This is a genomic window from Marinobacter sp., from assembly GCF_044799475.1.
GTDB lineage: Bacteria > Pseudomonadota > Gammaproteobacteria > Pseudomonadales > Oleiphilaceae > Marinobacter.
Map to the genome: position 1 here is coordinate 2,568,409 of NZ_CP085217.1, position 25,473 is coordinate 2,593,881.

The window sequence follows — 25,473 nt, forward strand, 5'->3', positions numbered from 1 at the left end:
TGACGGACCGGTCGGGCGGGCGTTATCGCTGGCTGCGCTTTCGCCAGTCAGCCCTGACCTTCCTGCGCCACAGATACTGGAGGACTGCATAGGAGATACACGCTGTCAGGGTGGCTGTTATCAGGGAGCCGAAATAGAGTGGAATGCCTATGTCTACCAGCCGGGTGCTGATCCAGTCCCAGGTGAACTGGAATTCGAATTCCATGACCGGCCGCCCCAAAAGCCAGGCGCCCATCTTGTAGTTGAAGTAGAACATGGGGGGCATGGTGAGCGGATTGCTGATCCAGACAAGTGCCACGGACAGCGGCATGTTGGCGTTGAACCAGATGGCGCAGAACGCAGCGGCCACCATCTGGAAAGGCATTGGAATAAAGCACCAGAAAATGCCGATGAGAAAGGCGCGGGAGACGCCATGCCGGTTGATATGCCAGAGATTGGGTTCATGGAGGATATCGCCAAGGAAGTGCAGTGAGCGGATTGCTCGCACTTTGTCCGGTGATGGCAGATAGCGCTTCATGAACTTCTTTGGCATGTATACGGCTGCCTGTTCAGGGTGTAACCAGCTGGGTGATGGGCACGAAAAGACCCGCTGAGAATTTTTGATTCGACAGGACAGGGATTGTCCGGGAGCTTCTTGTGCGCGCAGGGATCGCATCGTTTTCGTGCGGAGCCATCTTACTTTATTGCAGCGGCGTCATTCCACCGTCATCGGTAATGGTGCTTCTTGCCGTCTGTGCGGCTGTGCTCTGGTTGCTGAGAGGAACAGTCGGCAGATTCCGGTTTCCGGGGCCGCTGGCCTTTCTGCTTCTGGGTTTTCTGTGGGCCGGATGGCAGGCAGGGGAGCGTCTGGAAGCAGAATTGCCCCTGGCCTCGGAAGGCGAGGACCAGGTGGTTGTGGGCCACCTTTGTGACCTGCCGTCCCCTGGTTCCTTCAACAGTGTCCGTTTCAGCCTGTGTGTCCAGCAGTGGGAGGAGGGCAATGCGCTCGCTCAGCATGGACCCCTTCCGGGTCGTCTCCGACTGGCCTGGTACGGGGACGACGCCCACCTTGATCTGCCCTCACTCATTCGTGTCAAAGTAAGGCTGAAGCGCCCTCATGGCTCGGTCAACCCGGCCGGTTTTCGCTACGAATCCTGGCTTTTCCGGAATGACTACCGGGCTACGGGAACAGTCCGGGAGCTGTCTGCCTGGCCTGGTGGTGTCTGCGGCCTGTCCTGTTCTTTTCATCAGTGGCGGCGTCAGCTGTCAGAGAGGTTATCGGCCCGCCTGGGATCCATGGAACATTTTTCCCTGGCCGAAGCCCTGCTGCTGGGGCAGAGGGGGCGGATGACTCCAGAACACTGGCGCACGCTGGAAGCCACGGGGACCATCCACCTGGTTGCCATATCCGGTCTGCATATAGGTCTGGTTGCGCTGGGCCTCGGTGTGCTTCTGCGTACGCTGCTGGCCTGGTTACCGCAGCACCGGCTGGGCCCGTCCCGTCGCCGCCTGATCGTTCTGGTAATCGTGGTGAGCGGCAGCCTGACGTACGCCATGGCTGCAGGTTTTACGGTACCGACGCGCCGCGCCTGGCTGATGGTGGCCATGGGTAGCTGGCTGGTGTTCCGTGCGGGGCGGGTGGCACCGGGTACCGGCTGGCTTCTGGCCCTTGGTCTGGTGATTCTGATTGATCCCTTTGCTCCCCTTGATCGCGGTTTCTGGTTGTCCTTCGGCGCCGTGGCTGTGCTGCTGCTCGTGTTTTCCGGCCGCCTCGGGCCGCCTGGAAAGGTGGCGACCCTCTTCCTTGCGCAGAGCGCTGTGTTCGCGGGGCTCTGGCCAATGTTGGCCTTCATGGATGAAGCCCCCGCCACCGCCGGCTGGCTGGCCAACCTGGTGGCCATACCCTGGCTCTCCCTTGTGGTGATGCCGGTCCTTGTGGCCGGTGCGCTTTTGCTGATGATGCTGCCGGGTTCCGGACTGGATAATCTGATGGGCGGGCTGTTTGACGCCGTCCTGGGTACCTTATGGTGGTATCTCTCGGTGCTGGCTGATTTGCCGGCGCCGGCTGTGCAGGGCGGTCCCATCGCTGCGGCCATGGTGGCGGCTCTTGTTCTGCTGGTCATTATCGTACCGGCTTCCCCGGTTCGCTGGATTGCCGGTGCCATGATGGCTCTGTGGCTGCTATCCGCCCCGGAAGGCCTGGCTCCCGGAGAGCGGGCCAATGCTTCTGTGGCCAGACCCGAGATCTGGATCTTCGACGTAGGCCAGGGGCTTTCGGTGATGATGCGTCATCGGAATCAGGTGCTCCTCTACGACACGGGGCCGGAAGCCCCCTCCGGGTATTCTGCGGTTGAGAGTGTGCTGGTGCCCAGCCTGCGGAAACTGGGGGTTGCCCGCATCGACAGCCTGGTCGTGAGTCACGGCGACAGCGACCATGCCGGTGGCCTGCCTGCACTGTTTGATGCATTTGAGGTGGGCCGGGTGATATCCGGCGAGCCCGCCCGGGTTGCAGAACGATTGCCGGAGCAGACGGGCGTTGATATCCATCCCTGTATTCCCGGTCATCTGATTGCCCTCGGCGATGTCACCCTGGAGCTCTGGCAGGACGGCCATGACCAGTCGGCGTCCGGAGTTATGCCGGTGGTCGAAGGCAACGACGCTTCCTGCGTCGCTGTTGCCCGTTTTGGCAACACTGCCATCATTCTCCCCGGGGATATCTCCTCATCCGTGGAGCGGCGGTTTCCCCTGGGTGAATTGCTGGCTGGACAGGGCTTCCGGTTCCTGGTGGCCTCTCACCATGGCAGCAAAACCTCATCAGACCCTGCATGGGTATCGGCTTTGCAGCCGGATGCGGTGGTCTATACCGCGGGCTACCGCCACCGATATGGCCATCCTCATGCCGATGTGGTCCAGCGGTTTGATTCAGTGGGCGCGCAGGCCTGGAACACAGCCTGGTCGGGTGCGCTACGGGGCGTCATCGCGGACAGGGGAATCCATATTACGGAGTGGCGCTCCGGCGCACCTTTCTGGATCCGTCCGGCCGAGGCCTGGTGGCGTACTCCCTGAAATCGGGACTGGGTCCGCTTCCGGAACCAAATGGCTATCTGAGGGTGTGGCCTCAAGCGGCGGCTATGCTAAAGTAGCGCGGCTTGTCATTAACCGGGGAGACCAAGCGTGTTCGAGCTCTTGAAAGCGGGTGGCATCATCATGGTGCCGATAGTAGCCTGTTCCATCCTTGCCCTTGCCATCATTCTGGAAAGATTCTGGACCTTGCGGGTTTCTCGGGTTGCACCCGCAACGACCATTAACGAGCTCTGGCGCTGGATCAAAAAGAAAGAACTGAACAGCCGGAAACTCAAGGCCCTGCAGGCGTCCTCGCCAATGGGGCGGGTGCTGGCTGCCGGGCTGATCAATGCCAAACATGGTCGTGAGATCATGAAAGAGAGCATCGAACACGAAGCCACCCAGGTAATTCACGACCTGGAGCGGTTCCTCAACCCCCTGGGTACGGTTGCCACCATTACGCCGCTTCTCGGTCTGCTGGGTACCGTTATCGGGATGATCAAGGTCTTTGCCGAGATTCAGCTCGCCGGCGTGGGCGATGCGGGTAATCTTGCGGGGGGTATCTCCGAGGCGCTCATGACTACCGCAGCGGGCCTCAGTGTGGCCATTCCGGCCCTGATCTGTCATCGCTATTTCCTCAGGCGCGTGGACGAGCTGGTGGTTAACATGGAACAGGAAGCGATCAAACTGGTTGAAGTGGTCCACGGGGATCGCGAAATCGACGTTGAAGGAGCCTGACGGCCGTGAAGTTCAAGCGCCAGAGAAGTCAGGAAGTCGGGGTGGACCTGACACCGCTGATCGATGTGGTTTTCCTGCTGCTGATTTTCTTCATGGTATCAACCACCTTTACCCGTGAAAGCCATCTCCGGGTTGACCTGCCGGAAGCCAGCGGACAGCCGGCGGAATCCGAGGTAAGCCAGGTGGATGTGGTCATCAGCGCAGACGGACAGTACTACGTCAACGACAAGCCTCTGGTGAACAACCAGCGGGAAACCCTGGAGAGGGCGGTACGAGAGCTGGCAGCCGGAGACAAAAGCCTGCCTTTCATAATCACCGCTGACGCCGGCACGCCACACCAGTACGTAGTGCGTGCCATGGACGTGGCCGGCCGCCTTGGGTTCTCCAGACTGAGTATCACAACACAGCGGAATGATGATGAAGGTTGATCCGGAAGCCGTGCCTCAGGAGCGGGCCGGGGAAACCAGCAGCTGGCAGACGTACAAGCGCCTCTTTGCCTATGTCAGACCTTTCTGGGTGGCATTCTCCCTGGCGATTGTGGGCAACGTCATCTACGCGGCGGCTTCCACCGGCATGGCTGCGGCCATGGAATATGTCATTACCGCCATTGAGAACCCGTCGCCGGAAAACCGCATCATCCTGACCGGCCTGATTGTCGGGGTGTTTTCCCTGCGCGGCGTTGGCACCTTCATGAGCCAGTATTTCATAAGCTACGTGGGCCGCCAGGTGGTGAATGCGCTGCGTATTCAGGTCTTCGACCGGCTGCTGTCCCTGCCATCGCGCTTTTTTGACGAGCATGCTTCCGGCCGGCTGGTGTCCAAAATGACATTCAATGTGGAGCAGGTGGCCGATGCAACCACCAAGGCCGTTACCATAACCCTGCGGGAAGGGCTGACCATCATCGGTCTGCTGGGCTTCATGTTTTACACCAACTGGAAACTGACTCTTATTTTCCTGGCAGTGGGTCCGCTTATCGGTCTGGTAGTCAGCTACGCGAGCAAGCGCTTTCGCAAGCTCAGCCGGCGCATCCAGGGGTCCATGGGGGACATCACCCATGTTTCATCCGAAGCCATCACAGGTTATCGGGTGGTGCGCGCTTTTGGAGGGGAAGGGTACGAGCGGGAACGCTTCAATGACGTCAGCCGCCGCAACCTGCGCCAGAGCCTGAAGCTGGCTACGGCCCAGGCCATCAGTGTGCCGGTGATCCAGGTGCTGGTGGCCATCGCCATTGCCTCACTTGTCTGGACCATGCTGGCACCGGCGATCCGCGGCGGCATGTCCACCGGCGAGCTTGTGGCCTTCATAACTGCAGCTACCACCATGGCCAAGCCTATCCGGCAGGTGACCTCCGTTCATGCCCGGATCCAGAAAGGGGTGGCTGCAGCCACAGATGTTTTTGCCACCATTGATGAAAAGCCAGAGCAGGACGAGGGCACTCTGGACCCGGGCCGGGTCCGGGGTGACGTGGAGTTCCGCAACGTTGCCTTCCGTTATCGCGAGCAGCTTGATTACGTGCTGGAGAACATCAACGTCAGCATTCCGGCTGGCCAGAGTGTGGCTCTTGTAGGGCGCTCTGGCAGCGGCAAGTCCACAATGGTGAGTCTGTTACCCCGGTTTTATGAATATTCGGAAGGCGAGATTCTCATCGACGGTTATCCGATTAAAGATTTCCGCCTCGATGCCCTGCGGGCCCAGATCGCTCTGGTGACCCAGAATGTAGTGCTGTTCAACGACACGATTGGTGCCAACATCGCGTACGGCGCCCTGCGCCATTGCAGCGAGGAAGCCATCCGGGAAGCGGCTGCCAAGGCTCACGCCCTGGAGTTCATCGACAGGATGCCGGATGGCCTTGACACCATGATAGGGGATAACGGCGTGATGCTTTCCGGCGGTCAGCGCCAGCGCCTGGCCATTGCGCGGGCGCTCCTCAAGGATGCGCCCATCCTGATTCTGGATGAGGCCACATCCGCTCTTGATACTGAGTCCGAGCGCTACATCCAGGCTGCTCTGGATACCGTCATGAAAGGCCGGACAACCCTTGTGATTGCACACCGTCTGTCAACCATCGAGAGCGCAGATCGCATCCTCGTGATGGAAGCTGGGAAGATCGTGGAATCCGGCCGGCACGACGAGCTGCTGGCACAGGGTGGGGCTTATGCCCAGCTGCACCAGATGCAGTTCAGCGAGCCGGCATGACCGGCTGGGTTGACCGTCTCTGGTACGGATCAGGCCGCCCTCTCTGGATCCTCTGGCCGCTTGCCTGGCTCTATCTCTGGATTTCCCGGCGCCGGCGAAGGCAGGCGCTGGCGGCGCGCGCACGGTTACCGCCCCTTTCTGCGCCGGTTATCGTAGTGGGCAACATAACAGTTGGGGGCACAGGCAAGTCCCCGCTCACTGCCTGGCTGACAGACTGCCTTCGGGAAGAGGGCTGGCGGCCGGTCATTCTGAGCCGCGGCTACGGGGGCAAGTCCAGGGCTTATCCGCTGAAGGTGGGTGCCGGCACCCAGGTTGAAGAAGCTGGTGATGAGCCTCTCATGCTGTTCCGTCACACTGGCTGTCCCGTTGTGGTGGATCCCCGGCGGACACGGGCGGCGCGCTGGGCTCTGGATCAGGGTCTGGGCGATGTTCTGGTCTGCGATGATGGCTTGCAGCATTATGCTCTGCCCCGGGATATTGAGCTGGCCGTGTTCGATGGAAAAAGGGGGTTGGGCAATGGCGCCCCCATTCCTGTTGGTCCCCTCCGGGAAAGGCCGGAGCGCCTGAAAAACGTGGATTTTGTGGTGGCCAATGGGCAGGCAGTAGAGGGAATTTCCGGCGTTCATCAGTATGTCATGGAGCTGAAGCCGGAAACCCTGCGGAATCTGCGTTCCGGGGAGGTGCGGCCGGTCGACTGTCTAAATGGAAAGGCGGTCCGTGCAGTGGCAGGTATCGGCAATCCCGACCGGTTTTTCAGCACTCTGAGAAGCCTGGGCGCCCGGGTGAGGCCTCTGCCCTTGCCGGACCATCACAGGTTCTCCCCCCAGGATCTTGCGATCGATCCAGGGGAGCAGCTGGTGATGACTGCGAAAGACGGCGTCAAATGCGGCAGGCTCGCCCACCATGACTGCTGGGTACTGGAAGTGCGGGCAATACTCCCGGAAGAGTTCCGCAAGGCCCTGTTACAGAGGCTTGAGGCGGTCACATCCAAGCGCCGCTGATGCCAGTTAATGTCAGGTGGCTCTGGCATTTGAGCGACCCATTCGGGAAACTGGTGCAGCACCGATGACAATTTTGCTTCGCAATTTCAATACCAATGAGACCGGATCATGGATAAAAAACTGGTGGCCTTGCTGGCCTGCCCTGTGTGCAAAGGCGATCTGATTCTGGACAGGGAGCGACAGGAGCTTATCTGCCGCAACGATGCCATGGCATTTCCCATCCGCGAGGGCATACCCGTCATGCTGGCGGTCGAAGCCCGGACACTGTCCACCGATGAGCGGCTTGACAGGCGCTGATGGTCTACTGATTCTCTGAATGCCAGGGGAGGAATTATGTCATTTACCGTGGTCATACCTGCCAGATACGCATCGACGCGGTTGCCAGGCAAACCATTGGCAGACATTGCTGGCAAGCCGATGATCCAGCATGTGTTCGACCGGGCGACAGAAAGCGAGGCGACAAGAGTGGTCATTGCCACGGATGATGATCGCATCCGGGAAGCCTGCCAGGCTTTTGGGGCCGAAGTTGTAATGACCGCGGCCAGCCACGACAGTGGCACGGACCGTCTTGAGGAGGTCACCCGTCATCTTTCCCTTGCCACGGACGCCCGGGTTGTCAATGTTCAGGGGGATGAACCGCTTATTCCCCCGGCCCTGATCAATCAGGTGGCGGCCAATCTTGAGTCCGCCCCTGATGCCGCCATTGCCACTCTCTGTGAGCCCATTGCCGATGCCTCTGCCATCTTCAATCCGAATGTGGTCAAGGTGGTATTTGATTACCAGGGTCTGGCCCACTATTTCAGCCGCGCTCCCATTCCCTGGGCGCGGGACCAGTGGTCCGATAGCGGCGCGGAGCGCAGCCTGCCCGAAAACGTGACCCATTACCGGCATATTGGAATTTATGGCTATCGCGTGGGCTTTCTGCGGAGATTCGTCACCTGGTCGCCCGCCCCCCTTGAGCGGGCTGAGTCACTGGAGCAGCTAAGGGCCCTCCACCATGGGGTCAGAATTCACGTAGGCATTGCCTGTGAGCCTCCGCAGGCCGGAGTGGATACGGAAGAAGACCTTGTCCGTCTGCGTCGGCTGATGGAGGCCTGAAATCAGCCCCGCGGAGAATTACCGGAGGAGCCCTGATTTTGGCCACAGCTGAAAGTACACTGTTTTTACGCCCTGGCAATAGCTGCCGTCCACTCACTGCCCCTCGCAGTATCCGGGAGCACTATCTGTGAACAACCCCCTGTGAACAGCCTCGCAGACAGTATTCAGGAATCTGTCGAGCTCGGCGGACTGAACACCCTTCGGGTGGCTGCCAGGGCGCGGTTTTATGTTTCCGTAAAGCGGGTCGCCGAGCTGGTGGAGGCCCTGGACTGGGCGGCCGCACGGAGCCTCGAGACTCTTGTTCTTGGCGGGGGCAGTAACCTGGTCATTGCCGGGGATTTCGATGGCCTGGTCATCCGCGTGGCCTTTTCCGGACGCCAGTGGGAAAAGGCTTCGGAAAGCGGAGCTACCCTTGTGCTGGGCGCAGGGGAGAACTGGCACTCAGCGGTGCTTTACGCCGCGGCCTCCGGCTACCGGGGGATTGAAAATCTGGCACTGATACCCGGCACAACGGGCGCGGCGCCGGTCCAGAATATCGGTGCCTACGGCGTGGAGCTCAGTGATACCCTGGTGTCCGTCACGGCGCTCGACCGCACCACTGGCCAGCTGGTCACCCTGAGCAACAGCGATTGCCGGTTTGCGTACAGGGACAGCGTGTTCAAGCAGCAGAGCGGCCGCTACGTCATTGTGGAAGTCAGACTGCGGCTGTCCCGCAGCCGTCCCCTGTCTCTGGGCTACGGCGACCTTGCCCGCTATTTCTCCGACCACCCGCATCCGGAACAGCTGACTCCACTGGAAGTCGCGGAGGGCGTCATGGCGGTGCGCCGGCGCAAACTTCCCGATCCGGAACAGTTGCCCAACGTGGGCAGTTTTTTCAAGAACCCTGTTGTCCCCCTGGCCAGGTGGGAAGAATTGCGCAGTGTTAACCCGGCTATCGTGGGCTACCCGGCGGGTGATTCGGTGAAGCTGGCTGCAGCATGGCTGATTGATCAGTGTGGCTGGAAAGGCTATCGCACTGACAGGGTGGGGGTGCACAACCGTCAGGCTCTGGTCCTGATCAATCATTCCGGGGGCACGGGTCAGGACATCCTGGCGCTTGCCGAGCGTATACGTGAAGATGTCTTCCAGCGGTTTGGCGTATCACTGGAGATTGAACCCAGAATCGTGCCCTGAGAGCAGAAAGACTTCCGGGCAGGCTGTGTCAGCGCTGCCCGGAAAAATCATAACCCGGCGCGCGGAGAAGCATTGACCAGAAAGGCCATGGCCTTGTCTACGGCAATGTCCTGCTTGTCCGCATCCTGACGGCCCTTGTACTCCAGAGTGCCAGCAGCCAGGCCGCGATCCGATACGACAAGGCGGTGGGGGATGCCCATCAGTTCCATGTCTGCAAACTTCACACCCGGCCGTTCGTTGCGGTCATCCAGCAATACGTCAAAGCCCGCCTGGTGCAGTTGTTCATAGAGCTTTTCTGCCGCCTCCATCACCAGGGGTGACTTGTGGGCATTGAGGGTCACAATAGCCACTTCGAAGGGTGCTATGGCCTCGGGCCAGACGATTCCCCGATCGTCATGGTTCTGCTCTATGGCAGCAGCCACAATCCGGGACACGCCGATGCCGTAGCAGCCCATCTCCGGAATGGATGCTTTGCCGTTCTCGTCCAGTACCGTGGCGTTCATGGCCCGGCTGTACTTGTTGCCCAGTTTGAAAATATGGCCGACTTCAATGCCCCGGCGTATTTCCAGAGTACCCGTGCCATCCGGGCTGGGATCCCCCTCGACGACGTTGCGGATATCCTCGACCCGCTCCAGAGGCAGGTCCCGTTCCCAGTTCACACCGGTCAGGTGATAGCCATCCCGGTTGGCGCCGCAGACAAAATCTGCAAGGTGGGCAGCGCTGCGATCCACGATCACCGGAAGCTTCAGGCCGACGGGTCCCAGAGAGCCCGTGCCGGCGCCAATAGCGGCCTGGATTTCGTCGTCCGTGGCCATGGTGAGGGGTTCAGCCACGCCTTCAAGGTTTTCCGCCTTGATTTCGTTGAGGTTATGATCGCCCCGCAGAACAAGCGCAACCAGCCCGGGCCTGCCCTCATCGTCCGGCTTGGATCGCACGACCAGGGTCTTGATAGTACGGGATGGGTCAACGCCGAGAAAATTGGAGAGGTCCCGGATAGTTTCCTGGCCGGGCGTGGCTACCTCGGTCATGTTCTCTGCGGCCGGCGGGCGCTCGCCGGCAGGAGCTACGGCTTCAGCCTTTTCAATGTTGGCGGCGTAGTTGCCCTCGGTACTGAAAACAATCGCATCCTCGCCTGAAAGTGCCAGCACATGGAATTCATGGGAGGCGCTGCCCCCTATGGCCCCGGAATCGGCCTGAACAGAGCGGTAGTCGAGGCCCACTCGATCAAAAATGTTGCAGTAGGTGCGGTGCATCACCTGATAGGTGTCGTTCAGGGACTCGCTGGTCAGATGGAAGGAATAGGCGTCCTTCATGATGAACTCCCGTGCCCGCATGACGCCGAATCGGGGACGCCGTTCATCCCGGAACTTGGTCTGGATCTGATAGAAGTTGGCCGGCAGTTCCTTGTAGCTTTTCAGCTCGTTGCGAACCAGATCGGTAATCACCTCTTCGTGGGTGGGGCCAAAGCAGAAGTCCCGCCCGTGGCGGTCCTGCATCCGCAGCAGCTCGCCGCCATACTGCTCCCAGCGGCCGGACTCCTGCCACAGCTCTGCCGGCTGGACTGCCGGCATAAGCACTTCCTGAGCGCCGCTTTTGTCCATTTCCTGGCGGACAATACGCTCGACCTTGCGGAGGACTCTCAGACCCATGGGCAGCCAGGTGTACAGGCCAGCTGCCAGTTTCCTGATCATCCCCGCACGGAGCATGAGCTGGTGGCTGATGATCTCAGCGTCGGAGGGGGTCTCTTTCTGGGTGGCAATCAGGTAGCGGCTGGCTCGCATCTTGGATTCCGTGGGCGTTGAACAGGGTTTATTTGTTGATATCCGGGCGTTATTGTACGGAGCCTGCCGGACAAGGTACAGGTCGGCGCATGCACAAAACACAGGTGCGTTGGTAAACGGACTGACCTGTCCGTTTACGTTGTACCTTTCAGTATAAATGATGAACTAAAGGCTAGACCAATGAGTCTGAATGCAGAAGAAGTCCAGGCGCTGATAAGTGCCGGTTTGCCCATGGCGGACGATATAGGGTTCACGGTGGAAAAGGTCCGCCCAGGTTTTGCCCGGGCAAGGGTGCCGTTCAGCGAGAAAAGCCTGCGTCCGGGCGGCACCCTGTCCGGGCCAACGCAGATGGCGCTCGCCGATGCAGCCATGTACGCCGCCATTCTCGCCACCCTGGAAAAAGCGGAGATGGCGGTTACCAGCAACCTCTCCATCAACTTTCTCCAGAAGCCGGCGGCAGCCGATCTGGTGGCCGAAGCTGTGGTGCTCCGAATGGGACGCCGCCTGGCCTTCTGTGAGGTGCGTCTGCTATCTGGCGAGGGGGAGGAGGAGCAGCTGGTGGCCCATGTTACTGGCAGTTACGCTCTGCCTTCGCGGGGCTAATACGCCGACCGCCTTTCGTCCGGGTGCTTCAGGAAAGGTAACCCAGCGGCAGGGCTGTGCTGTCGATGACCCGCCTTAGCACAAAGCTTGAATGCACGCCGCTGACACCGGGTATCCGGGTGATGCGGTTAAGCAGAAAATGGTGGTAATGGTCCATGTCCGGCACCACCACCTTGAGCATGTAGTCTGCGTCCTGGCCGGTGATCAGGTAGCATTCCTGTACCTCCGGGTATTCACTCACTTCCGCTTCGAAAGCCGCAAAGCGCTCCGGCGTGTGTCGGTCCATGCCGATCAGGATAATCGCGGTGAGGGCCAGCCCAAGTTTCTTGTGATCCAGGATGGTTACCCGCCGGACAATGATCCCTGCCTTCTCCATGGCCCTGACCCTTCGCAGGCAGGGGGAGGGGGACAGGCCGACCTTGTCGGCCAGCTCCTGGTTGGTAAGCTGGCCATCCTGCTGCATGGATTCGAGGATGTTGCGGTCAATACTATCCAGCCTGATAAGCCCATTGGTATTTTTTGACATAAAATTGCGCTGATTTAGTGAAAAATGGATGGTGATGTCAAAATAATAGATTTAAGGCCCAAAATAGCAATCATTATCCAGCGCGGGAGGCGTATTCTGTTACCAGTAGATGAAATGTTATCCTTCGCAGACTGCAAGACCCAAATTGTAAGGACTGAGATCATGGCGTTTGACCACAGCAAATACATTCCTTTTGAGCCAGTGCGGAAGACCAACCGCCGCTGGCCGGATCAGATCATTACCCGGGCGCCCCAGTGGTGTGCCGTTGATCTCCGGGATGGCAACCAGGCGCTGGTCAAGCCCATGACCGTGGCCCAGAAGCAGCGCATGTTCGAGTTGCTGGTCAAACTGGGGTTCAGGGAAATCGAGATCGGTTTTCCCGCGGCAAGTCAGCCGGATTTCGATTTCTGTCGCAAGCTTATTGAAGAGAACCGGATCCCGGACCATGTGCACATCCAGGTGCTGACCCAGGCCCGGCCTGAACTGATTGCGAGGACCTACGAGGCGCTTGCCGGTGCAAAGCGGGCAATTGTCCATGTCTACAACTCCACCTCCAGGGTGCAGAGGGAGCAGGTGTTCGGGCTCGACCGCAAGGGCATCCGGGATATAGCCGTTGAAGGCGCGGAAGTGGTAAAGGCCCATGCGAAGAAACACCCTGAAACCGAATGGACCTTTCAGTACAGCCCTGAAAGCTTCACCGGCACGGAGCTGGATTTTGCAGCCGAGGTCATCGATGCCGTCAATGATGTATGGCGGCCAGACCAGGGCCGGCGGGTGGTGATCAACCTGCCTGCAACGGTGGAAATGGCCACTCCCAATATCTTTGCTGACCAGATTGAATGGATCTGCGATCACGTGCGTTATCGGGAACATATCAGTATCAGTGTCCACACCCATAATGACCGGGGCTGTGCCGTGGCGGCTGCAGAACTGGCTGTGATGGCCGGGGCCGACCGGGTGGAAGGCACGCTCATGGGCAATGGCGAGCGCACGGGTAACATGGACCTGGTCACCATGGCCATGAACCTCTATTCCCAGGGCGTGGATCCGCAGCTGGATCTGTCGGGCATGGCGGAGATCACCGATGTGGTGGAAGCCTGTACCGAAATCGGCACCCATCCCCGGCACCCTTATGCCGGCGAACTGGTATTTACCGCCTTTTCCGGGAGTCACCAGGATGCAATCCGCAAATGCCTTGCCCGCCGGAAGGACGACGACAAATGGGAGGTGGCGTATCTGCCCATTGACCCCCGGGACCTCGGTCGTCGTTACGAGGAGGTCGTCCGCATCAATAGCCAGTCGGGCAAGGGTGGCGTCGCCTACATACTTGAACGGGACTACAACATCAGCCTGCCCAGGTGGCTGCAGATCGAATTCAGCAAGGTGGTCCAGCGGGAAGCTGAAACCGGAGGTGGTGAGATCGATTCCCTGACCATTCACCGCCTGTTTGAAGAGCGCTATCTCAAGGTCAAACCAGAGTGGGAGCTCAGATCCTATGATCTTCACCGGGATAATGAAGGGGTTTATGCCCGGGTGAGCTTTGGCAGGGAAGTGGATCTGGTAAATCTGGAGGGCCGGGGGCTTGGCGCGGTTGAGGCCGTAGTTGCCGCCCTTGAAAGCGTCAGGGGTATCAGGGTTGCGGTGGAGGCTTATGATGAGTTCGCACTGGGCGAAGGCACCAATGCCAATGCCCTGGCCTGCATCCGTCTGCAGGTGGATGGTGAACCATGCAGCGCTGCGGCTCTGGCCGAGGACACCACCTCGGCAACGCTCCAGGCTCTGCTGTCAGCTGTCAGCCAGAAAGTCAGCGATCCTGCCACCCACAAGCTGGCAGAGGAAATTGCCATTTCCGTGGACCAGTAACGGGTTTCAGGGTATTCAGAAACAAAAAGCCGGCACAGGTGCCGGCTTTTTACTGTCCAGTGCCCGTGAGGGGCATTGGACGGACACCATCACCTCAGACCGGGGTGACGTTTTCCGCCTGCGGACCTTTCGGACCCTGGGTTACGGTAAACTGGACCTGCTGACCTTCGGTCAGAGTCCGGAAACCGCTGGAGTTTATGGCGCTGTAGTGAACGAAAACGTCACTACCGCCATCCTGGGCAATGAAGCCGAAGCCTTTGGACTCATTGAACCACTTTACGTGGCCTGTTTTTGTCTCAGACATTGATCTTTCCTGTATTTCCGAAATTTTGCCCTCACGGACGTTCAATTGTCCGGACCGCCAGGTCCGTACAACCTGTGCTGGGAAAATGCGTGTTCTCAGGAAGGAGCAACGAATAGCAAAAAGCCGACCGTTGTAACGCTTTCTTCGAGTACAGCTGTATTTTCACAGCAATTTCAGTATAGACCGTGTACCAGGCGCGTCAACGGCCTGGCCCTCGAAAATGCTCGCTGATCTCGTCCAGAATGGCGGGGTCATCGATCGTTGAGGGTACGGTCCAGGGTTCGCTATCCGCGATCTGGCGAATGACCCGGCGGAGAATCTTGCCGGAGCGGGTCTTGGGAAGACGCTCCACCACAATCGCCCGACGCAGGCTGGCGACCGCTCCGATACGTTCCCGCACCATCTCTACCAGTTCTTCTTCCAGTTCATCCGGCGTGATAGTGGCGCCGTCCTTGACCAGTACCAGACCCACGGGAATCTGGCCTTTGAGCTCATTGTAAATCCCGACTACGCAGCATTCGGCTACAGCAGGGTGCGCGGCGATGGCTTCCTCCATTTCACCGGTGGAAAGCCTGTGTCCCGCCACATTGATGACATCGTCCGTGCGGCCCATGATGAAGACATAACCATCTTCATCGATAAAGCCGCCGTCCCCGGAAAAATAGAACCCCGGAACCGGTTCCAGGTAGGTTTTTACGAACCGCTGGTCGTCTCCCCAGACAGTGGTCAGGCAGCCCGGCGGCAGGGGAAGCTTCACCACAACCTGGCCCTGTTCACCCTGAGGTACCTGACGGCCCGAGGCGTCAACAACCTGCACATCGTATCCCGGAGAGGGAACGGTGGCGGAGCCGGGCTTTGAAGGCATGGGTTCGATTCCTACCGGATTGCAGCAGATGGCCCAGCCGGTTTCCGTCTGCCACCAGTGGTCCAGGACGGGAAGGCGAGTGTGTTCCCGGAGCCATTCGTAGGTCGGAGGGTCCAGTCGCTCCCCGGCGAGGAAAATCCGCCTGAGAGAGCTTATGTCGTAAAGCCGCAGTTCATCTGCCTCCGGGTCTTCCTTGCGGACGGCCCGGAACGCAGTGGGCGCGGTGAAGAGGATATTGACGCCATGGTCCTGACATACCCGCCAGAGGGCGCCGGCGTCCGGTGTCTTCACCGGCTTGCCTTCATAGAGAACGGTGGTGCAGCCGGCAAGCAGGGGGCCATAGACGATATAGCTGTGGCCAACGACCCAGCCCACATCAGAGGCAGCCCAGAAAACATCACCCGGCTTTGCGTCGTAGACCAGCGACATACTGTAGCGCAGGGCAACGGCATGACCGCCATTGTCCCTGACCACCCCTTTGGGTTTTCCGGTGGTACCCGATGTGTAGAGAACGTACAGGGGATCCGTGGCGCCCACCGGTACGGGGTCGACGGGCAGGGCCTTCTCCATTATCTCTGTCCAGTCGACATCACGGCCCGTTTTCAGATCTGCAGTTATCTGGGGGCGCTGAAAAACAATACAACAGTCGGGCTTGTGTTGCGCTTCGTCGATGGCGCTGTCCACCATTGGCTTGTATGCGATGACCCTGGTGACTTCAATTCCGCAGGACGCGGTCACGATCACTTTCGGGGTGGCGTCGTTGATGCGCACTGCCAATTCGTGGGCGGCAAATCCCCCAAACACGACACTGTGTATCGCCCCGATCCGGGCGCAGCCAAGCATCGCTACCACGGTTTCCGGGATCATCGGCATGTAGATTATGACCCGGTCACCCCTGGTCACGCCCTGCTCAGAGAGAGCTCCGGCAAACAGAGCTGCCTGCTCAGTAAGCTGGTAGTACGTCAGCGAAAGCCGCTGGCCTGTGACCGGCGAGTCGTAGATGAGGGCTTTCTGGTCGCCCCGCCCGGCACGGATGTTGGCATCAAGGGCCAGGTCGCAGGTGTTGAGCACGCCATCCGGAAACCACTCTCCATGGCCATTGGCCTTTGCTTTCCAGATGGTTTCCGGAGGCTGCATCCATTCGATGTCTGCTGACTTTTCGCGCCAGAATGCTTCCGGCTGCTCAAGTGAACGCTGAAACTCCGCCTCGTAACTCATTGCGCTATCTCCCTGCCGCGGGCTGTCGTTATTTGTCCGTTGTTGACTTCCGACTTTAGGGACTCTGGGCAGGAGAGCTACTAGACCATCGGCTAATCACGCGTGCTCTGGTCTTTTGATCAGGATCAGAAATTTTTCGGGAAGTCCTGCAGCAGACCGCTCAGTTACTGCTGTCAGGGTCCCTGTCGGTTTCGGCAGCCGGGCAGATTCGTGTAACAGAGGCTTCCACTGACCCCTCGGCCAGCCGGGCCCTTATCAGGTCACCGGTTGCCAGTTCATCCGCTTTCCTCACCACTGGCAGGTCTGGCCCCTGAACAATGGCGTATCCCCGCCCCAGGGTCGCCAGGGGGCTGACCACGTGCAGGGTCTGGCTGTTCCAGGAAAGGCGCTCCCGCCTGGCGGCCAGAAGCCGACGGACAGCTTCTTTCAGTCTCAGGGAAGCCTGCGAAAGCCGGGTTTCAGCGAGTGCGAGCTGGCGGCTGGGGGACTGGGCCAGCAGGCGGTTGCGGCTGTGCTCAAGCCTGGTGTTCTGACGGGTCAGGGCGGTTTTCATCACTGAATGCAGGCGCATCTCCAGTTCATCCAGCCTCTGCGCCTTTTCCAGCAGTTCCCGGCGTGGATCCCGCAATCGTGCAGCCAGGTGCTCCAGCCGGGCGGCGAGCCGGCGTCTGGTAACCTGAAAACCGGACGTCAGTCGCTGTTGCTGATCGGCCAGCAGCCGAAGCCAGTCAAGGCTGTCAGGTGACAGCTTTTCCGCTGCCGCAGAGGGCGTTGGGGCTCTCAGGTCCGCCACAAAGTCGGCAATGGTAAAGTCTATCTCGTGTCCGACTGCGCTGACGGTGGGCAGGCTGCAAGCTGAAATGGCCCGGGCCACGGCTTCATCGTTGAAGCACCAGAGGTCTTCCAGGGAGCCGCCGCCCCGACCGATGATCAGGACGTCGGCCCGACCATGCCGTTCCGCCGCCTGAATGGCTGAAACAATATTGCCTGCCGCCGCCTGCCCCTGGACCACTGTGGGATACACGGTGACACCAATGGCCGGAAAGCGTCTCGCAAGCACTGTGAGAATGTCGTGGATGGCAGCGCCGGTGGGGGAGGTCACTACGCCAATCTGGTGGGGCAGCGTCGGGATGGGCTTCTTGCGGCCGGGGTCGAACAGGCCTTCGCGCTGAAGCTTCGCCTTGAGTTCCTCAAAGGCCTGCTGCAGGGCCCCTGCCCCCGCCGGCTCCATGTGCTCGGCAATGATCTGGAAGTCACCCCGGTTTTCATAAAGGCTGACTCTGCCACGGATGCGGACCTGGTCGCCCTCTTTTGGCAGGGGGTGTATCCGCTGGTTGAAACCCTTGAACATGGCGCAGCGAACCTGGCACCGGTTGTCCTTGAGGGTGAAATACCAGTGCCCGGAGCCGGGTCTTGAGAAGCTGGAAAGCTCGCCCTCTACCCAGGCCTGCATGAAGCTGGTTTCAAGCAGGTGACGGACCTGGTGGTTGAGTTCACTCACAGTTAACGCCCGTGGCCGGGTTATCATGCTGGGGCTAGTGGGCGAATCCATAAGCAGTTTCCGAAAATTTGGGTGGCAAAAATAGCGAAATTTCAAAAAGATGCAACCAGCACTGCGGACCACCGTGGTTTACTGTGGGCTGCCGCAGTTTTATAATGATCCGATTAAGGATTTCATCCGTGTTTCAGGTGGCAAAAGCCACTGGATGAGCCTCAACCCAGTAAGTTTTTAAGGCGGGTCCCGATGTTGCGAATTGCTGAAGAAGCCCTCACGTTTGATGATGTCCTGTTAATACCGGGATACTCCGAAGTCCTGCCTCACGAAGTCAGTCTCAGAACCCGCTTGACGAAAGGCATCACCCTGAACGTTCCTCTCGTTTCGGCGGCGATGGACACGGTAACCGAAGCGGAACTCGCTATTGCCATGGCCCAGGAGGGCGGTATTGGCATCATGCACAAAAACATGAGTGTTGAGCAACAGGCAGCGGCGGTTCGCAAGGTCAAGAAATACGAGAGTGGCGTAGTCAAGGATCCCATCACTGTATCTCCCAGTAATACCGTCAGGGAGCTTCTGGATATCACCGGAGCGAACAACATCTCCGGCCTGCCGGTTGTCGATGGCCGGGACCTGGTGGGCATCGTCACCGGACGGGACATCCGTTTCGAAAGCCGTCTGGATACCCGGGTCGCCGACATCATGACGCCCAAGGAAAAGCTGGTAACCGCTCTCGAAGGGGCGGATCTGGAAGAGGTTAAAAACCTCCTCCATAAACACCGGATAGAAAAGGTGCTGGTGGTCAATGATGACTTTGAGCTTAAAGGGCTGATCACCGTCAAAGACATCCAGAAAGCCAAGGACTACCCCCTGGCATGCAAGGATGAACAGGGTCGCCTGCGGGTTGGCGCCGCAGTTGGCACAGGCGGTGACACAGAGGACCGGGTCAGGGCGCTGGTGGAGGCCGGGGTCGACGTGATTGTGGTGGACACGGCCCATGGTCACTCCCGTGGCGTGATCGACCGTGTACGGTGGGTGAAAGAAACCTACCCGGAAGTCCAGGTTATTGGTGGCAATATCGCGACTGCTGCCGCAGCTATTGCTCTGGCGGATGCCGGCGCCGATGCGGTCAAGGTGGGCATCGGTCCCGGGTCCATCTGCACTACTCGCATCGTTGCCGGTATCGGCATGCCGCAGATCACCGCGGTTTCCAATGTTGCCGAAGCCCTCAGGAATCGCGGGATACCGCTGATTGCGGACGGAGGGGTACGTTTCTCCGGAGATATCTCCAAGGCCATAGCGGCCGGCGCCTACTGTGTGATGGTAGGCGGCCTGCTGGCCGGCACCGACGAGGCCCCGGGTGAAGTCGAGCTTTTCCAGGGCCGCAGCTACAAGGCCTATCGTGGCATGGGCTCAATCGGAGCCATGGGCCAGGGCTCCAGCGACCGTTACTTCCAGGATGCCAGCAAGGGCGTCGACAAACTGGTACCGGAAGGTATAGAAGGGCGGGTGGCCTGCAAGGGCCCCATGCGAAATATTGTCCATCAGCTGATGGGGGGTCTGCGGGCCTCCATGGGCTACACCGGCTGCGCCACCATGGAAGAGATGCGGACAAAGCCAGAGTTTGCCCGGATTACCAACGCCGGCATGCGTGAGAGCCATGTTCACGATGTCACCATCACCAAAGAAGCTCCCAATTACCGGGTCGGCTGAAGACGCCTCTCCCAGACTCTGATTCAGCCCGGCCTGACCCCCTGTCGGTTGCGCTGGATCAGAGCTTCCCAACTCCCTTTTGAGGAACCCATGGCCACGAACATCCATGACCACCGCATCCTGATTCTTGATTTCGGCTCCCAGTACACCCAGCTGATCGCCCGTCGCATACGGGAAATTGGTGTCTACTGTGAAGTCAGGGCCTTCGATATTACCGACCAGGAGCTGAATGAGTTCGATCCCAAAGGCATTGTGCTCGCCGGTGGGCCGGAATCGGTCACCCAGCTGGATTGCCCCCGAGCCCCTGCGGGACTGTTTGAGCGGGGTATACCGGTGCTTGGCATCTGTTACGGCATGCAGACCATGGCGGAGCAGCTGGGAGGCAAAGTCGCCGGCTCCGACAAAAGGGAGTTTGGCTATGCCCAGGTTCGTGTCCGCTGTGAGGGGCCCCTGCTGAAGGATATCAAGGATCACCTTACCCCCACTGGCGATGCCCTGCTGGACGTGTGGATGAGCCACGGCGACAAGGTGGTCGTCTTGCCGGAGGGGTTCGAGCTGCTGGCCTCCACCGAGTCCGCCCCCATTGCTGCCATGCAGGATCTCAATCGCAAGCTGTTTGCCGTTCAGTTCCATCCGGAAGTGACTCACACCCTGCAGGGCCAGCGGATGCTGGAACACTTTGTTCTGGGAATCTGTCAGTGCGAGGCGCTGTGGACACCGGCAAAGATCGTGGAAGATGCGATCCGTCAGATCCAGCAACAGGTTGGCACTGACAAGGTTCTGCTAGGTCTGTCTGGCGGCGTGGATTCCTCCGTCACCGCGGCGCTCCTGCACAAGGCGATTGGCGACCAGCTTACCTGTGTATTTGTCGACAACGGCCTGCTTCGCCTTCATGAAGGTGACCAGGTCATGGACATGTTTGCCCGCAACATGGGTGTGAAAGTCATCCGCGCTGATGCGGAAGATCTCTTCCTGTCACGCCTGAAGGACGTCAATGACCCTGAGCAGAAGCGGAAAATCATCGGCAACACCTTTATTGAGGTGTTTGATGAAGAAGCCACGAAAATCCGGGACGTGAACTGGCTGGCCCAGGGCACCATCTACCCGGACGTGATCGAGTCAGCGGCCTCTAAAACCGGAAAGTCCCACGTGATCAAGTCGCATCACAATGTCGGAGGGCTGCCGGAAACCATGAAGATGAGACTGGTGGAGCCTCTGAGGGAGCTTTTCAAGGACGAGGTTCGGCGGATTGGTCTCGAACTGGGGCTGCCCTATGACATGGTATATCGGCACCCCTTCCCGGGGCCGGGGCTGGGGGTGCGCATCCTCGGCGAGGTGAAGAAGGAATATGCCGAAATCCTGCGTCGCGCCGATGCCATTTTCCTTGAAGAGTTGCACAGGGCCGATTTTTACCACAAAACCAGCCAGGCTTTTGCCGTGTTTCTGCCGGTCAAGTCTGTGGGTGTCGTTGGCGATGCCAGGCGTTACGAATACGTCATTGCCCTGCGGGCCGTGGAAACCGTGGACTTCATGACGGCGCGCTGGGCGCGGCTGCCTTATGAGCTTCTGGAAACGGTTTCCAATCGTGTCATCAATGAAATCAATGGCGTATCCAGGGTGACTTACGATATTTCCTCCAAGCCGCCAGCAACCATTGAATGGGAATAATGGTGGGATTGGTGGCCGGCGATGAGTGTAGCCGGAGTGCATGGCGCCTGACGGATGGATAACGAAGACGAGTACTGGATGCAGCGGGCATTAACGCTAGCGGAGTCTGGCGGACGGGGTGGAGAGGTGCCCGTGGGTGCCATAGTGGTCCTGGATGGCCGGGAAATCGGCGCAGGTTACAATGCGCCGATCAGCCAGTGTGATCCTACCGCCCATGCCGAGATACGTGCCCTGCGCGACGCGGCCCGCCGCCTGGGCAATTACCGGCTTGCGGGCGCCACTCTCTATGTGACCCTTGAGCCCTGTACCATGTGTGCCGGTGCTCTGGTCCACAGTCGGATATCCCGGCTTGTGTTCGGTGCGCTTGAGCCCAAGGCCGGAGCCATTGTCTCCAGTAACCGCATCCTGGAAGACAGCGCCATGAACTGGCGGGTTGCGGTGACAGGGGGCGTGCTGTCATCATCCTGCGGGCATTTGCTTTCAGAATTTTTTTCCCGGCGGCGCGACCAGATCCGGCATCAACGCAGGTCGGCATCAGGGACAGATCGAGGATAGTCCATGAAAGTACTGGTTACCGGCGGTGCCGGCTATATAGGAAGCCATGTTGTTCGTCAGTTGGGTGCTGCCGGTCATGACATTACCGTTTTCGACAATCTGTCTACCGGCTATCGCTGGGCGGTTACCTGCGGCGAGCTGATCGTTGGGGACCTGGGCGACGAAGCTGCCCTGGAACAGCTGTTCAGTGAGCACCAGTTCGAAGCCGTGCTGCATTTCGCCGCCAATATTGTGGTTCCCGAGTCCGTCGCCGACCCCCTCAAATACTATCGCAACAACACCCGTAATACCCTGAATCTGCTGGCTGCAATAGACCGTCATCAGGTGCCCTATCTGGTGTTTTCATCCACTGCCGCGGTCTATGGGATGCCGGATGAAACCATACTGACGGAAGATCTGCCGCTGGCGCCAATCAATCCCTATGGTGCGTCCAAGATGATGAGCGAGCGGATGATCATGGATCTGTCCGCCGCATCCTCCCTGAATCATGTGATCCTGCGCTACTTCAATGTTGCCGGTGCCAACCCCGAGGGGCTGCTGGGCCAGGCGACACCGGAAGCCACCCATCTCATCAAGGTGGCCTGCGAGTGCGCAACCGGCGTCCGGCAAGGGATGAGTGTATTCGGAACGGATTACGAAACCCGTGACGGCACCTGCGTGCGGGACTATATCCATGTGGAAGACCTGGCCCGGGCCCACGTCATGGCCCTGGATTACATGTCAGGCGGTGGTGAATCCCAGGTGCTCAACTGTGGCTATGGCCGCGGCTTCACCGTGCGGGAAGTGATCGATGTGGTGAAACGCCTCTCCGGCGTGGACTTCCCGGTTACTGAAACCGACCGCAGGGCAGGCGATCCGGAGGCCCTGATGGCGGACAACAGGAAAATCACCCGGGTGCTTGGGTGGCAGCCGGATCACGACAGCCTGGAGACCATCGTTGCCACTGCCCTGGCCTGGGAAAAGGCCTGGCAGGCAAAGCGTGCCGCTGGCGAACACTGGTTTTAAGGCCTGGCGGTGCTGAAGTACATGCCACCCTAATCGATTTGAATCATTTGTGATCAGTCACAACCAGAAAGCAGGAATCAGGGAATGAAAGTAACAATTTTTGGAACGGGGTATGTTGGTCTGGTGACCGGCGCCTGTCTGGCCGACGTCGGCCACGATGTGCTCTGCATGGATGTTGATCAGGGCAAGATCGAGCGTCTGAAAAACGGCCAGATCCCCATCTATGAGCCTGGCCTTGAGGCAATTGTCAGCCATAATGTGGAAGCGGGGCGCCTGCTCTTCACCACGGATGCCGAACAGGCTGTCCAGCACGGGATACTGCAGTTCATTGCGGTCGGTACACCTCCAGATGAAGACGGCTCGGCCGACCTGCAGTATGTAACGGCCGTGGCGAAGACCATCGGCCAGTACATGACCGACTACAAAGTGATCATCGACAAGTCCACGGTGCCGGTGGGTACTGGTGACAAGGTGTATGCAGCGGCACGGGCTTCCCTTGATCACCGTGGTCTGGAGCTTGAGCTGGATGTGGTTTCCAACCCCGAATTCCTCAAGGAAGGGGCTGCCGTCAATGACTTCATGAAGCCGGACCGGATTGTCATTGGCACCGAAAGCGAGCGGGCCCGGGAACTGCTGAGGGAGGTTTACTACCCCTTCAACCGCAACCACGACCGCATGATCTACATGGATCGTCGCTCTGCAGAGCTGACCAAGTATGCCGCCAATGCCATGCTGGCGACCAAGATCAGCTTCATGAACGAGATTGCCAACCTGGCCGAGCGCCTGGGTGCGGATATCGAGGCGGTACGGCGCGGCATAGGTTCAGATCCCCGAATCGGCTACCACTTCATCTATCCGGGCTGTGGCTACGGCGGTTCCTGTTTTCCCAAAGACGTGACAGCCCTGTCCCGCACGGCCCGTGACTGCGGCTACGAATCCCGCCTGCTCAACGCGGTGGAAGCAGTCAACGCCGCCCAGAAGCATGTGCTGTTTGACAAGGTCAGCCATTATTTTGGTGGCGACCTCTCCGGCAAGGTAGTGGCACTCTGGGGTCTCGCTTTCAAGCCCAACACGGATGACATGCGTGAGGCCTCGGCCCGGACCCTGATGGAGAACCTGTGGAAAGCAGACGCCAGGGTTCAGGCTTTCGATCCCGAGGCCATGGACGAGACGCAACGCATCTATCCGGACGAAGAGGGGCTGCAGTTGTGTGGAACCAAGGAGCAGGCCCTCAAGGGCGCGGATGTGCTGGTGATCTGCACCGAATGGAAGGAATTCCGTTCACCGGATTTCCCGGCCATTGCTGCCGCTCTGCGTGAGCCGGTAGTATTTGATGGACGCAACCTGTACGAGCCGGAAATGCTCACGCGCTACGGCCTCATGTACTACGCCATTGGTCGGGGCAGCAATCAGTTCCAGTCGGCCTGAGTCCGGGTGGTCAAGGGAGAGCATCGCCATGTTTACGCTTCATGAGCGCCTGATAGCCGATACCCTGAGTCTGGGGCGCTCGTCGCTCTGTGAGATTCGTCTGATGAACGATTCGACCTGGCCCTGGGTGCTGCTGGTTCCTGCGGTCAGGGATATCCGTGAAATCTACGAGCTCACGGATTCAGACCAGAAACAGCTGCTCAGGGAGTCATCCATTCTGGGAAAGGGCATGATGTCTGTCTTCGCGGGGGACAAGCTCAACCTGGCAGCCCTGGGCAACGTGATTCCCCAACTGCATCTGCATCACATCGTGCGGTTTACGGATGATCCCGCCTGGCCTGGCCCAGTGTGGGGCAGGCAGGCTCCAGTTGCCTATCAGGAGCAGGAACTGGTCAAGCGCATGCAGGTCCTTGAGCCGGTTCTGGAGTCTGTCAGAAAGGCCTGATGGCTTTCTTTTCCCTTCTCCTTTCCTGAACTGCCGCATGCCGCGCGAGGGTCTGGGAGCCCACCAGAATCATCCGTAATTCCGTCTTCAGCTTGTCCTTCAGGACTTCCTTTTCGCTGGGTGTTGAGTCCAGGGCTTCGGCTCCATGATTGAATACCAGCGTCACCATGGCTTCTGCCACGAGCCGCGCATCGTAGAGAGGCTTGTGCTGCTCCTCGGCAAAGCGCTTCAGGTCATCCGCCAGTTCGGTCACAAAATGGTCGATCTCCGCCTGTATCGAGTTGCGAAATATTTTGGACACGCCCGTCCGCTCCCGCAGTAGCAGGCGGAACAGGTTTGCGTTATTCCCGAGGTACTCCATGAACGTATCGACGGATGTATTGATGGCACTGCCGTTGCGGGCAATCCGCTTGCGGGCCTGTCGCATCAGCTGCCGCAGGGCGACACCGCTTTCATCCACAAGAGCCAGGCCGAGCTCGTCAAGCTCACCAAAATGACGGTAAAAGGAGGTAGGCGCGATACCGGCTTCCCGGGCCACTTCACGGAGGCTGAGGCTGGTGAAGCCGCGATCGGCACTCAGCTGTGCCAGGGCTGCATCCATGAGGGAACGGCGGGTTCTGAGTTTCTGCTCGGCTCGGGCTGACAAGGAATTCTCCGGCGTGGACTACTGGTTGGCGCCTTATTCTATCGTCCGGCAGGAGACACGTCACGAATAAAGCAGAAGCCCTGATTTTACGCTGGATTGTGTTTATAATG

Annotated in this window: 23 protein-coding genes; 16 read left to right on the forward strand and 7 right to left on the reverse strand. The window is 59.3% G+C overall.

All coding sequences use genetic code 11. The annotated features are described in order from the left end of the window. Positions 1-22: 22 nt before the first annotated feature. A complete protein-coding gene (locus tag LG327_RS11915) occupies positions 23-532 on the reverse strand; it encodes a DUF2062 domain-containing protein (RefSeq protein WP_404362065.1) in 510 nt (169 codons plus the stop codon). 182 nt (positions 533-714) lie between these two features. Between LG327_RS11915 and LG327_RS11920 the strand changes: the two genes are divergently transcribed. From LG327_RS11920 to murB, 8 genes are all read left to right on the forward strand, one after another. Beyond that, the gene (locus tag LG327_RS11920; protein ID WP_404362067.1) at positions 715-3,045 is read left to right on the forward strand and encodes a DNA internalization-related competence protein ComEC/Rec2; all 2,331 of its coding nucleotides are present in this window, start codon (positions 715-717) and stop codon (positions 3,043-3,045) included. 108 nt (positions 3,046-3,153) lie between these two features. Beyond that, on the forward strand, positions 3,154-3,780 hold the full coding sequence (locus LG327_RS11925) for a MotA/TolQ/ExbB proton channel family protein (RefSeq protein WP_404362069.1): 627 nt from the start codon (positions 3,154-3,156) through the stop codon (positions 3,778-3,780). Positions 3,781-3,785: 5 nt separating this feature from the next. After that, positions 3,786-4,208, forward strand: coding sequence for an ExbD/TolR family protein (locus LG327_RS11930; RefSeq protein WP_404362071.1), 423 nt, complete (start codon positions 3,786-3,788; stop codon positions 4,206-4,208). Next, entirely contained in the window at positions 4,198-5,976 is a 1,779-nt protein-coding gene (gene msbA, locus LG327_RS11935; RefSeq protein WP_404369395.1) for a lipid A export permease/ATP-binding protein MsbA, read from the forward strand. Before LG327_RS11930 ends, msbA begins: the two co-directional genes overlap by 11 nt. Then, positions 5,973-6,977, forward strand: coding sequence for a tetraacyldisaccharide 4'-kinase (gene lpxK / locus LG327_RS11940; protein ID WP_404362073.1), 1,005 nt, complete (start codon positions 5,973-5,975; stop codon positions 6,975-6,977). Before msbA ends, lpxK begins: the two co-directional genes overlap by 4 nt. 108 nt (positions 6,978-7,085) lie before the next feature. Continuing rightward, the gene (locus tag LG327_RS11945; RefSeq protein ID WP_404362074.1) at positions 7,086-7,274 is read left to right on the forward strand and encodes a Trm112 family protein; all 189 of its coding nucleotides are present in this window, start codon (positions 7,086-7,088) and stop codon (positions 7,272-7,274) included. 36 nt (positions 7,275-7,310) lie between these two features. Beyond that, positions 7,311-8,075, forward strand: a complete 765-nt coding sequence (gene kdsB, locus LG327_RS11950; protein WP_404362076.1) for a 3-deoxy-manno-octulosonate cytidylyltransferase — start codon at positions 7,311-7,313, stop codon at positions 8,073-8,075. A gap of 141 nt (positions 8,076-8,216) precedes the next feature. Beyond that, the gene (murB, locus tag LG327_RS11955; protein ID WP_404362077.1) at positions 8,217-9,248 is read left to right on the forward strand and encodes a UDP-N-acetylmuramate dehydrogenase; all 1,032 of its coding nucleotides are present in this window, start codon (positions 8,217-8,219) and stop codon (positions 9,246-9,248) included. Positions 9,249-9,295: 47 nt separating this feature from the next. Here murB and LG327_RS11960 read toward each other — a convergent pair whose 3' ends face one another. Next, the gene (locus LG327_RS11960; protein ID WP_404362079.1) at positions 9,296-11,029 is read right to left on the reverse strand and encodes a proline--tRNA ligase; all 1,734 of its coding nucleotides are present in this window, start codon (positions 11,027-11,029) and stop codon (positions 9,296-9,298) included. Between the two features lie 186 nt (positions 11,030-11,215). Here LG327_RS11960 and LG327_RS11965 point away from each other — a divergent pair, with 186 nt between their 5' ends. Then, complete coding sequence (locus LG327_RS11965; RefSeq protein WP_404369398.1) at positions 11,216-11,632, forward strand: PaaI family thioesterase; 417 nt, start codon at positions 11,216-11,218, stop codon at positions 11,630-11,632. A gap of 28 nt (positions 11,633-11,660) precedes the next feature. On the opposite strand, the gene LG327_RS11970 is transcribed toward LG327_RS11965, so the two are convergent. Next, positions 11,661-12,158, reverse strand: coding sequence for an Lrp/AsnC family transcriptional regulator (locus LG327_RS11970; protein ID WP_404362081.1), 498 nt, complete (start codon positions 12,156-12,158; stop codon positions 11,661-11,663). Between the two features lie 162 nt (positions 12,159-12,320). Between LG327_RS11970 and leuA the strand changes: the two genes are divergently transcribed. Continuing rightward, on the forward strand, positions 12,321-14,021 hold the full coding sequence (gene leuA / locus LG327_RS11975) for a 2-isopropylmalate synthase (protein WP_404362083.1): 1,701 nt from the start codon (positions 12,321-12,323) through the stop codon (positions 14,019-14,021). Between the two features lie 94 nt (positions 14,022-14,115). Here leuA and LG327_RS11980 read toward each other — a convergent pair whose 3' ends face one another. From LG327_RS11980 to xseA, 3 genes are all read right to left on the reverse strand, one after another. Further along, on the reverse strand, positions 14,116-14,325 hold the full coding sequence (locus LG327_RS11980) for a cold-shock protein (protein ID WP_404362084.1): 210 nt from the start codon (positions 14,323-14,325) through the stop codon (positions 14,116-14,118). 199 nt (positions 14,326-14,524) lie between these two features. Beyond that, positions 14,525-16,408 carry a propionyl-CoA synthetase gene (locus LG327_RS11985; protein WP_404362086.1) on the reverse strand — a complete coding sequence of 628 codons (1,884 nt, stop codon included), beginning with the start codon at positions 16,406-16,408 and terminating at the stop codon, positions 14,525-14,527. Positions 16,409-16,568: 160 nt separating this feature from the next. Beyond that, complete coding sequence (gene xseA, locus LG327_RS11990) at positions 16,569-17,960, reverse strand: exodeoxyribonuclease VII large subunit (RefSeq protein WP_404362088.1); 1,392 nt, start codon at positions 17,958-17,960, stop codon at positions 16,569-16,571. Positions 17,961-18,152: 192 nt separating this feature from the next. On the opposite strand from xseA, the gene guaB reads away from it, so the two are divergent. The 6 genes from guaB (at position 18,153) to LG327_RS12020 (ending at position 24,717) form a co-directional block, all read left to right on the forward strand. Next, a complete protein-coding gene (gene guaB / locus LG327_RS11995) occupies positions 18,153-19,616 on the forward strand; it encodes an IMP dehydrogenase (protein WP_404362090.1) in 1,464 nt (487 codons plus the stop codon). A 90-nt stretch (positions 19,617-19,706) separates the two neighbouring features. After that, complete coding sequence (gene guaA, locus LG327_RS12000) at positions 19,707-21,284, forward strand: glutamine-hydrolyzing GMP synthase (protein ID WP_404362092.1); 1,578 nt, start codon at positions 19,707-19,709, stop codon at positions 21,282-21,284. A gap of 54 nt (positions 21,285-21,338) precedes the next feature. After that, on the forward strand, positions 21,339-21,839 hold the full coding sequence (gene tadA, locus LG327_RS12005) for a tRNA adenosine(34) deaminase TadA (protein ID WP_404362093.1): 501 nt from the start codon (positions 21,339-21,341) through the stop codon (positions 21,837-21,839). Positions 21,840-21,842: 3 nt separating this feature from the next. After that, positions 21,843-22,844, forward strand: a complete 1,002-nt coding sequence (gene galE, locus LG327_RS12010) for a UDP-glucose 4-epimerase GalE (protein WP_404362094.1) — start codon at positions 21,843-21,845, stop codon at positions 22,842-22,844. An 84-nt stretch (positions 22,845-22,928) separates the two neighbouring features. Then, a complete protein-coding gene (locus LG327_RS12015) occupies positions 22,929-24,272 on the forward strand; it encodes a UDP-glucose dehydrogenase family protein (protein WP_404362096.1) in 1,344 nt (447 codons plus the stop codon). 28 nt (positions 24,273-24,300) lie between these two features. Beyond that, positions 24,301-24,717, forward strand: a complete 417-nt coding sequence (locus tag LG327_RS12020) for an HIT domain-containing protein (RefSeq protein ID WP_404362098.1) — start codon at positions 24,301-24,303, stop codon at positions 24,715-24,717. Here the strand turns inward: LG327_RS12020 and fabR are convergent. Then, entirely contained in the window at positions 24,704-25,363 is a 660-nt protein-coding gene (fabR, locus tag LG327_RS12025) for an HTH-type transcriptional repressor FabR (RefSeq protein ID WP_404362100.1), read from the reverse strand. The two genes, LG327_RS12020 and fabR, sit on opposite strands and share 14 nt — an antisense overlap. Positions 25,364-25,473 lie beyond the last annotated feature (110 nt).